This is a genomic window from Planomonospora corallina, assembly GCF_042650625.1.
Classification (GTDB): Bacteria; Actinomycetota; Actinomycetes; order Streptosporangiales; family Streptosporangiaceae; genus Planomonospora_B; species Planomonospora_B corallina.
Window position 1 is genome coordinate 595,950 of sequence record NZ_JBHSBM010000011.1, and the last position, 8,545, is coordinate 604,494.

An 8,545-nucleotide genomic window follows, 5' to 3' on the forward strand; every position below is an offset into this window, starting at 1 on the left:
CCGGGGACCTCGCCCGGAGGGTGTGCGAGCGCCCCGCCTGGATCACCGGCATCGCCCACCGCATCGACCCGCACTACCTGGGCATGCGGGACCTCGCGCGGTCGGCCTCCGCGGCCGAGGCCGCGCGCGCGGCCGGGGTCGGCAAGGCCGGCGTCGACGTCGCCGAGCTGCACGTGCAGTTCAGCCACGAGGAGCCGATCCTCCGCGAGGCCCTGGCCCTGCCGGAGGGCACCGAGGTCAACCCGAGCGGCGGCCCGCTGGCCGCCAACCCCGTCATGGCCACCGGCCTGATCCGGATCGGCGAGGCGGCCCGGCGGATCATCGACGGCGCCTCGGGCCGCACGGTCGGGCACGCCGCCGGCGGCCCCTGTCTGCAGCACAACCTCGTCGCCGTGATGGAGGGCTGAGCCACATGAACGGCCACATGAACGGCCACATGAACGGCCACGCGAACGGCCGGACGAACGGCCACGCGAACGGCCGGACGGACGCGGGCGGACCCGGCACGGCGGGCGGAGCGGTCCGCGAGGCCAGGGCGGCCCTCGCGGCGGACGAGGGGCGGTGAGCGGCCATGAGCGGTAACCGCTGCGCGGTCATCGGGGTCGGCCAGACGAAGTACCGGACGAAGCGCCGGGACGTCTCGATCGCCGGGCTGGTCCGCGAGGCCGCCGCCCGGGCGCTGGAGGACGCCGGGCTGACCTGGAAGGACATCGACGCCGTCGTCGTCGGCAAGGCGCCCGACCTGTTCGAGGGCGTGATGATGCCGGAGGCGTACCTGGCCGACGCGCTCGGCGCGGCCGGCAAGCCGATGATGCGCGTGCACACCGCCGGCTCGGTCGGCGGCTCCACCGCGCTGGTCGGCACCTCCCTGATCCAGGGCGGCGTGCACGAGCGGGTGCTGGTGGTCGCCTTCGAGAAGCAGTCGGAGTCCAACGCCACCTGGGCGCTGTCCACGCACGGGCCGTTCAACGCCTCGCTGGTCGTCGGCGCAGGCGGCTACTTCGCCCCGCACATCCGCGAGTACATGCGCCGTTCCGGCGCGCCGGACCACATCGGCACGCTGGTGGCGGTCAAGGACCGGCTCAACGCGCTGAAGAACCCCTACGCCCACCTTCAGATCCCCGGCATCGACCGGGCGATGGTCGAGTCGACCCCGATGCTCTGGGAGCCGATCCGCTACCTGGAGACCTGCCCGTCCAGCGACGGCGCGTGCGCGCTGGTCCTGGCCTCGGAGAAGGCGGTCACCGGCACCCCCGCCTGGGTCCACGGTACGGCGATGCGCTCGGAGCCGATCTTCCGGGCGGATCGCGACGCGGTGAGCCCGCAGGCGGGCGTCGACTGCGCCGCGGACGTGTACCGCCAGGCAGGGATCACCGACCCGCGCCGGGAGATCGACGTGGCCGAGGTCTACGTGCCGTTCTCCTGGTACGAGCCGATGTGGCTGGAGAACCTCGGCTTCGCCGCCGAGGGGGAGGGGTGGAAGCTCACCGAGTCCGGGGCCACCGAGCTCGGCGGCGACATCCCGTGGAACCCCTCCGGCGGGGTGCTGTCCAGCAACCCGATCGGCGCCTCCGGGCTGATCCGGTTCGCCGAGGCGGCGCTGCAGGTCCGCGGGATGGCGGGCGAGCACCAGGTCGACGGCGCCCGCCGGGCCCTCGGGCACGCCTACGGGGGAGGCGCGCAGTTCTTCGCGATGTGGATGGTCGGCGCCGACCGGCCGTAGCGCGCGCGGAACCCCGGAGGACGGCAGGCGGCCGGCGGCCGCGAGGACGACACAGAACAACAGGGACGAGCAGGGACGAGAAGGTCGCATCGAGACGGTTGAGGAGCCCCCCGATGGAGTTCAACCACGCAGATCTGTTCGAAGGACTCGCGGACGCGATCGGGGAGCGCGTCGCCGTCGTCTGCGGCGAGCGCCGTGTGACCTACGCGGAGCTGGACGCGCACGCCAACCGGCTCGCGCACCACCTGGCCGCGCACGGGGTCGGGCCGGGGAGCCACGTCGGCATCCACCTCTACAACGGCGTCGAGCACATCGCCGCGCTGCTGGCCGCGCTCAAGCTGCGGGCGGTGCCGATCAACGTCAACTACCGCTACGTCGAGGCGGAGCTGCTCTACCTCTACACCGACTCGGAGATCACGGCCCTGCTGTTCGACGTGGAGTTCGACGACCGGGTGGCGGCCGTCGTGCCCCAGGTGCCCGCCCTCACCCACCTGGTCGCGGTGGGCGGCCCGTCGAAGATCGCGGCGGCGGTGCCGTACGAGATCGCGCTGGCGGGGCAGCCGGAGACGCGCGGCTTCCCCGCCCGCTCCGGCGACGACGTCTACATCATCTACACCGGCGGCACGACCGGCATGCCCAAGGGCACGATGTGGCGGACCGAGGACCTGTTCTTCGCCTTCGGCGGCGGGAACCCGTACGGTGACCCCCTCCCCACCCCCGAGGCCGTCGTCGAGCAGGCGCGGGCCGGCGGGCCGCTGGTCATGATGCCGGTGGCCCCGCTGATGCACGGCGCGGGCCAGATGGCCACCTTCATCTGCTGGTGGATGGGCGGCACCGTGGTCTACGTCCGCCGGTTCGACCCGGTCGAGGTGCTCCGTGCGATCGAGCGGGAGAAGGTCTTCACGATCAACATCACCGGCGACGCGATGGCCCGGCCGCTCGCCGACGAGCTGGCCGCCGGCTCCTACGACCTGTCGTCGCTGGGCGTGCTCAGCTCCACCGGGGCGATCCTGACCGGCGCGGTCCGCGACCGGCTCCAGGAACTGCTCCCGCACGTGATGATCGTCGACAACTTCGGCTCCACCGAGTCCGGCTACACCGCTTCGGCGGTCCCGGGCTCCTCGCCGGAGACCGGGCTGCGCTACCAGCCGAACGCCGCCTCCGGCCTGGTCGTGCTCGACGAGTCCCTGGAGCCGGTCAAGCCCGGCTCCGGAGAGATCGGCACGGTCGCCCGGAGCGGGCGCATCCCGCTCGGCTACTACCGGGACGAGGCCAAGACCCGCAGCACCTTCGTCACCGACGCGGCGGGCACGCGCTGGCTGCTCACCGGGGACATGGCCACGGTCGAGGAGGACGGCACCATCGCGGTCCTCGGGCGGGGCTCGGTCTGCATCAACACCGGCGGGGAGAAGGTCTACCCCGAGGAGGTCGAGGCGGTCCTCAAGGGCCACCCGGCGGTCTTCGACGCGGTCGTCACCGGGGTGCCCGACGAGCACTGGGGCAGCCGGGTCGCCGCGGTGGTCGAGCCCCGCCCCGGCACGCCGGTGACGGCCGAGGAGCTCGACGCGCACTGCCGCACCCGGCTGTCCGGATACAAGGTCCCCCGGACCTTCGCCTTCGTCGACGAGGTGGTCCGCTCCCCGGCGGGCAAGGCCGACTACCGCTGGGCGAGGGAGACGGTCCAGGCCGCCTCGGCATAGCCCCCGGTACGGCGTGCGGCCCCCGGTACGGCCCCCGGTGCGGCCCCCGGCGCGGACCTCCCGGCCGGGTCCGCCTGACCGCGCCGCCGCTTCCACTACTCCGTGTTACCGTATAGTGGTACTTGGTACCACGGAGTAGTGGGGTGGAGGAGGCGGGGATGGACGACCTGACGGAGATGCTGAAGGGCACGCTCGAGGGCTGCGTGCTCGAGATCATCGGCGGCGAGGAGACATACGGGTACGCCATCACGCGCCGCCTGAACGAACTCGGCTTCACCGGCGTCGTCGAAGGAACGGTGTACACCATCCTGCTGCGGCTGGAGAGGAACGGGCTCGTCCAGGTGACGAAGCGGCCATCCGGGCTGGGCCCGCCGCGCAAGTTCTACGCGCTCAACGCCGCGGGGCGCGAGGAGCTCGCGAGGTTCTGGGCGAAATGGGAGTACGTCTCGTCGCGGATCGACAGGCTCAGGGAGGGCGGGAGGTGAACGTCCGGGAGACCATCACGGGCGGCGGCCTCACCGGGGAACGGAAGGCGTCCGAAGCGCGGGCCGCGGCGCCGCCGGCCGGATGCGCGCTCGCGGCGCCGGGCGGCCCGGCGCCGCGGACCCTCAGTCCTTGAAGTAGACGAGCTGGTGGCTGGAGGCCAGCAGGGTGCCGTCGCGGCCCCACAGACGGGCGCTCTGGTCGAAGTAGCCCCGCGAGAAGCGGTGGGTGCGCGCGGTGCCGAGGACGTGGTCCTCGCCGCAGGCCGCGATCTCCTCGGCGTCGGCGTGGAAGTACACGGTCAGGGAGACGGTGCCGGCCGCCATGTACCGTCCGCGCCGCAGGAACACCCGCGGGTAGAACACGTCGCACATCGACGCCAGCGCCGGGAAGTCGAGGGGGCGGGCCGGGGCGTCGCGCACCCAGAGCGTCGAGGTCGAGTCCGGGTGCTCGCCCGCGTCCTGGTCCGGCACGGGGCCCTCGACGAACCGCAGCTCGTAGTTGCGGGCCCACGCGATGAAGTCCGGGAAGCCCTGGGCGGGGACGGCGTCGGGCGGCGGCACGGACGGCATGGCGAGCTCGGTGTCCGACCACGTGTCGCGGCGGAGGCCGGACAGCATGGTGGCGGTGGTCGTGACGACGCCGTCCTGCGCCAGTTCGAGGATCCAGTGCTGGTTGGTCCGGTTGGTGCGCACGACCCGCGCGGTGACGTCGAAGTCCCCGTCGGAGACGGGACCGGCGTAGTTGACGGTGAGGGAGATCGGGTCGCCGAGCCGGTCGGGGTGCTGCTGGACGGCCTGCACGAGGGTGGCGGCGGTGACGCCGCCGAAGGGGCCGACCATGTTCGCGTACTCCGGCCGGGTCCGGCCCCGCAGGCGGCCGTCGGCCGCGGGGGCGAGTGCGACGGCCGCGTCGAACGGGTGCGGCGGAGCGTCGATCTCGGTCACGCTGTCTCCTCGAAGCAGGGTGGATGTTCCGGTTCCCACCGGATATATGTATGACAACTTACATAGGAACCAGCGGTGACGGGAAAGCAGGTCGCATGGCGAGACGACAGGACCCGGCCGGGCCCCGGGAGGCGATGATCCGCAGCGCGATCGGGCTGATCCGCCGGCGCGGCGTCGCCGCGACCTCGTTCGCGGACGTGCTGGCCGACAGCGGCGCGCCGCGCGGCTCGGTCTACCACCACTTCCCGCAGGGCAAGTCCCAGCTCGTCGAGGAGGCGACCCGGAGCGCCGCCGGCCAGCTGAGCGCCGGAGTGGCCCGGGTGCTGGAGGCGGCGGACGCTCCGGGAGCCCTGCGCGAGCTGGCCGGGCTGTGGCGCCGCGGCCTCGAGGCCGGTGACTACGCCGTCGGCTGTCCGATCGTCGCGGCGGCCCTGGGCACCGAACGGGCCGCCCGGGACGTCGCGGGGGAGGCGTTCGAGCACTGGTGCGAACTGCTCGCCGGCAAGCTCGTCGCGGACGGGGCCGGCCCGGAGCGGGCGCGGTCCGTGGCGGTGCTCGTCGTCGGCGCGATCGAGGGAGCGCTCGTCCTCGCCCAGGCCCAGCGCAGCCCGGCGCCGCTCGACACGGTGGTCGAAGAGCTGGGAGCGCTCTGCCGGTCGGCGATCGAGGCCGGGCGCCCGGCGTAGCGGCCGTGCCTCCGGGCTCCTCGGCCGGCGGGAGCGGCGTGCGCCGCCGGAGGCGCTAGGGGAGCCTGCCGAGGGCGCGGGCGAGGACGGTCGCGGTCTCGGCGACGACCTTGTCGTCGTGGGCGGCGCCGACGGTCCGGCGGCTGGTGTAGACCGCCATGACGATGGGCGCCGCACCCTCGGCGGGCCAGGCGACGGCGACGTCGTTGGCGGTGCCGTAGGTCCCGCCGGTGCCGGTCTTGTCGCCGACGGCCCACTCCTCCGGCAGACCGGCGCGGACGCGCGCGTCACCGGTCCGGTTCGCGCGCAGCCAGCCGTTCAGCCGCTCCCGGTCCTCGGGGTGGAGCGCGTCGCCGACCGTCAGGGCGCGCAGGGTGCGGGCCACGGCGGCGGGGGTGGTGGTGTCCCGTCGCTCCCCGGGGCGCCAGTCGTTGAGCCCGGGCTCCCGCCGGTCCAGACGGGAGACCTGATCGCCCAGCGAGCGCAGGTGGCGGGTCAGGCCCGCGGGTCCGCCGATCCGCTCCAGCAGCAGGTTGGCGGCGGTGTTGTCGCTCTGTGTGACGGCCGCCTCGCACAGCTCGGCGACGGTCAGTCCGTCCTTCACGTGCTCGGCGGTGACCGGGGAGTGGTTCTGGAGGTCGGCGGCGGTCCAGTGCGCCCGCTCCTCCATCAGGCCGGGCTCGGCGGTGCGGGCCCGGTGCAGCACGGCCGCGGCGGCCAGCGCCTTGAAGGTGGACAGCAGCGGGAAGCGCTCGTCCGCCCGGTGGGAGACCACCGCCCCGGTGCCGGTGTCCAGGGCGTACGCGCCGATGCGGCCCCCGAAGGAGGCCTCCAGCGCGCGCAGCTCCCGGCGGGCGGCGGCCTGGCCGGGCGCCGGCGTGCCCGTGGTGGGTGTGGCCGTGGTGGGTGTGGCCGTGGTGGGTGTGGCCATGGCGGGTGTGCCCGGCACGGTGGAGGACGAGGACGAGGACGAGGACGTGGGCGAGGACGCGGCCGGGACGGTGCCCGTACCGGGGGCGGTGCAGCCCGTCAGGAGGGCGACCGCCAGCGCGGCCGTTCGCAGCGCCGCCGGAAGGCGGCGGGTGCCGGGATGCCGCATACCGTGTCCTCGCTCTCGTCCGCGCCGCCCGCGTCGGCGGCCCTCGTCCGCCGGAGGGCAGCAGCGAACCAGATCCTGCCGGCCGCTGTCCAACACCGGGTACCGGTCCGGCGACGACACGCGTCCGCCTACGAGACCGGTTCACAGCCGTGTCCGCGCCGTACCGGGCCGCCCGCCCGCCCTCTCCGGAACGGCGCGGCCCTCCCGGCTCCATCCGCGGCGCGGACTCGGTGGGGGATTCGGTGGGGGATTCGGTGGGGGATGAGGTGGCACAGAATGCGGAAAGCGCTTACCTTAGAGGGTGGCCCGACGGAGGATGGCCCGATTCCGAGCGCCGCGGCCGACCCGGTGACGAAAGGCTTTTCGATGATCCACTCATATGACCCCCGGACCGGCGAGACCGTCGGCGAGCCCTTCCGCGCGAACTCCGCGGAGGAGGCGGACGCCATCGTCCGCGCGGCCCACGCCGCCGGCCGCGCCTGGCGGGAGCTGCCCGCCACCGAGCGCGTCCGGGAGCTGTCCGGCGGCGCCGGCGAGACCCGCGCCCAGGTGCTGGAGGCCGTGGCCGACGCGCTGGAGAAGAACGTCGAGGAGCTGTGGCGGGTCGCCGACGCCGAGACCGCGCTGGGCGAGACCCGGCTCCGCGGTGAGGTCGCCCGCGCCGCCGGGCAGTTCCGCCTCTTCGCCAAGGTGCTGCGCGACGGCGGGTACGCCGAGGCGGTCATCGACCACGCGAGCACCGAGCCGCCCGCCCCCGACCTGCGCCGGATGAACCGCCCGCTCCCCGGCGTGGTCGGCGTCTACTCGGCCAGCAACTTCCCCTTCGCCTTCTCCGTCGCCGGCGGCGACACCGCCTCGGCGCTGGCCGCCGGGTGCGCCGTGGTGGTCAAGGCCCACGACGGCCACCCCCGCACCTCCGAGCTCTCCGCCGAGGTCATCCGGGGCGCCCTGCCCGACCCGGCCCTGCTCGGCCTGGTCCGGGGCCGTGAGGCCGGCGGGTGCCTCGTCCGCCATCCCCACGTGGTGGGCATCGGCTTCACCGGCTCCATCCCCGGCGGCAAGGCCATCCAGGCCATGATCGACGAGCGGCCCGACCCCATCCCGTTCTACGGCGAGCTGGGCAGCGTCAACCCCGTGGTCGTGCTCCCCTCAGCCCGCCGCGAGGGCCTCGCCGAGGGCTTCGCCGCCTCCCTCACCCTGGGCGTCGGCCAGTTCTGCACCAACCCCGGCCTGCTGTTCGTGCCCGACGACAGCGTGCTGCTGGGCTCCCTCGCCGACGCGGTCGCCGCCACCACCGGCGGGCCCATGCTGACCGCGCGCATGCGGGAGAGCTTCCTGCACGAGCTGGAGCGCCTGTCCGAGCTCACCCCGCTGGCCGAGGGCCGGGACGGAGAGGGCGCCTACGCGGTGGCCCCCAAGCTGTTCACCACCGACCTGGCGTCGTTCGCCGCGGGCCTGCCGAGGGTGGCCGAGGAGTGCTTCGGCCCCGCCGGGATCGTGGTGACCTACCGCGACCCGGCCGAGCTGCCCGCCGTGCTGGAGCGGCTGGACGGCTCGCTCACCGCGACCGTGCACGCGACCGACCCGGCCGAGGCCGGCCAGATCGCGGAGGTGCTGACCCGCAAGGCGGGCCGGCTGATCTGGAACGGCTGGCCCACCGGCGTCGCCGTGCGCTGGGCCATGCACCACGGCGGCCCGTGGCCGTCCAGCAGCGCCCCCGCGCACACCTCGGTCGGCGCCGCCGCCATCCGCCGCTGGCTGGTGCCCACCAGCTATCAGGACTGGCCCGCCGAGCTGCTCCCGGCGGAGCTGCGCGAGGACAACCCCCTCGGCATCCCGCGCCGCGTCGACGGCGCCCTCACCGCCTGACCGCCTGACCGCCTCCGAGCCCCGGCCGGCGGCCCCGG

8 protein-coding genes and 1 pseudogene are annotated in these 8,545 nt (G+C 74.4%); 7 read left to right on the forward strand and 2 right to left on the reverse strand.

Annotated features, from left to right (window positions below; genetic code table 11):
- The 5 genes and pseudogenes from ACFOWE_RS07535 to ACFOWE_RS07555 form a co-directional block, all read left to right on the forward strand.
- Positions 1-407, forward strand: a pseudogene (locus ACFOWE_RS07535) (lipid-transfer protein); the annotation flags it as partial.
- Between the two features lie 5 nt (positions 408-412).
- The gene (locus ACFOWE_RS07540; protein ID WP_377286329.1) at positions 413-565 is read left to right on the forward strand and encodes a hypothetical protein; all 153 of its coding nucleotides are present in this window, start codon (positions 413-415) and stop codon (positions 563-565) included.
- A 6-nt stretch (positions 566-571) separates the two neighbouring features.
- On the forward strand, positions 572-1,723 hold the full coding sequence (locus ACFOWE_RS07545) for a thiolase domain-containing protein (protein WP_377286330.1): 1,152 nt from the start codon (positions 572-574) through the stop codon (positions 1,721-1,723).
- 113 nt (positions 1,724-1,836) lie between these two features.
- Positions 1,837-3,423 (forward strand): acyl-CoA synthetase, encoded by a 1,587-nt coding sequence (locus tag ACFOWE_RS07550; RefSeq protein WP_377286332.1) that lies wholly within the window; start codon positions 1,837-1,839, stop codon positions 3,421-3,423.
- Between the two features lie 158 nt (positions 3,424-3,581).
- Positions 3,582-3,908, forward strand: a complete 327-nt coding sequence (locus tag ACFOWE_RS07555) for a PadR family transcriptional regulator (protein ID WP_377286333.1) — start codon at positions 3,582-3,584, stop codon at positions 3,906-3,908.
- 123 nt (positions 3,909-4,031) lie between these two features.
- Here ACFOWE_RS07555 and ACFOWE_RS07560 read toward each other — a convergent pair whose 3' ends face one another.
- Entirely contained in the window at positions 4,032-4,853 is an 822-nt protein-coding gene (locus tag ACFOWE_RS07560; protein WP_377286334.1) for a thioesterase family protein, read from the reverse strand.
- Between the two features lie 95 nt (positions 4,854-4,948).
- On the opposite strand from ACFOWE_RS07560, the gene ACFOWE_RS07565 reads away from it, so the two are divergent.
- The gene (locus tag ACFOWE_RS07565) at positions 4,949-5,539 is read left to right on the forward strand and encodes a TetR/AcrR family transcriptional regulator (RefSeq protein WP_377286335.1); all 591 of its coding nucleotides are present in this window, start codon (positions 4,949-4,951) and stop codon (positions 5,537-5,539) included.
- A gap of 55 nt (positions 5,540-5,594) precedes the next feature.
- Here ACFOWE_RS07565 and bla read toward each other — a convergent pair whose 3' ends face one another.
- Positions 5,595-6,470 carry a class A beta-lactamase gene (bla, locus tag ACFOWE_RS07570; protein WP_377286469.1) on the reverse strand — a complete coding sequence of 292 codons (876 nt, stop codon included), beginning with the start codon at positions 6,468-6,470 and terminating at the stop codon, positions 5,595-5,597.
- A 534-nt stretch (positions 6,471-7,004) separates the two neighbouring features.
- Between bla and ACFOWE_RS07575 the strand changes: the two genes are divergently transcribed.
- Positions 7,005-8,507, forward strand: a complete 1,503-nt coding sequence (locus ACFOWE_RS07575; RefSeq protein ID WP_377286337.1) for an aldehyde dehydrogenase (NADP(+)) — start codon at positions 7,005-7,007, stop codon at positions 8,505-8,507.
- Positions 8,508-8,545 lie beyond the last annotated feature (38 nt).

Bases quoted from the DNA above. Each gene is read 5' to 3' on its own strand.
- ACFOWE_RS07540 (WP_377286329.1), top strand. From the start codon at position 413: ATGAACGGCCACATGAACGGCCACATGAACGGCCACGCGAACGGCCGG.
- ACFOWE_RS07545 (WP_377286330.1), top strand. From the start codon at position 572: ATGAGCGGTAACCGCTGCGCGGTCATCGGGGTCGGCCAGACGAAGTAC.
- ACFOWE_RS07550 (WP_377286332.1), top strand. From the start codon at position 1,837: ATGGAGTTCAACCACGCAGATCTGTTCGAAGGACTCGCGGACGCGATC.
- ACFOWE_RS07555 (WP_377286333.1), top strand. From the start codon at position 3,582: ATGGACGACCTGACGGAGATGCTGAAGGGCACGCTCGAGGGCTGCGTG.
- ACFOWE_RS07565 (WP_377286335.1), top strand. From the start codon at position 4,949: ATGGCGAGACGACAGGACCCGGCCGGGCCCCGGGAGGCGATGATCCGC.
- bla (WP_377286469.1), bottom strand. From the start codon at position 6,470: ATGGCCACACCCACCACGGCCACACCCACCACGGCCACACCCACCACG.
- ACFOWE_RS07575 (WP_377286337.1), top strand. From the start codon at position 7,005: ATGATCCACTCATATGACCCCCGGACCGGCGAGACCGTCGGCGAGCCC.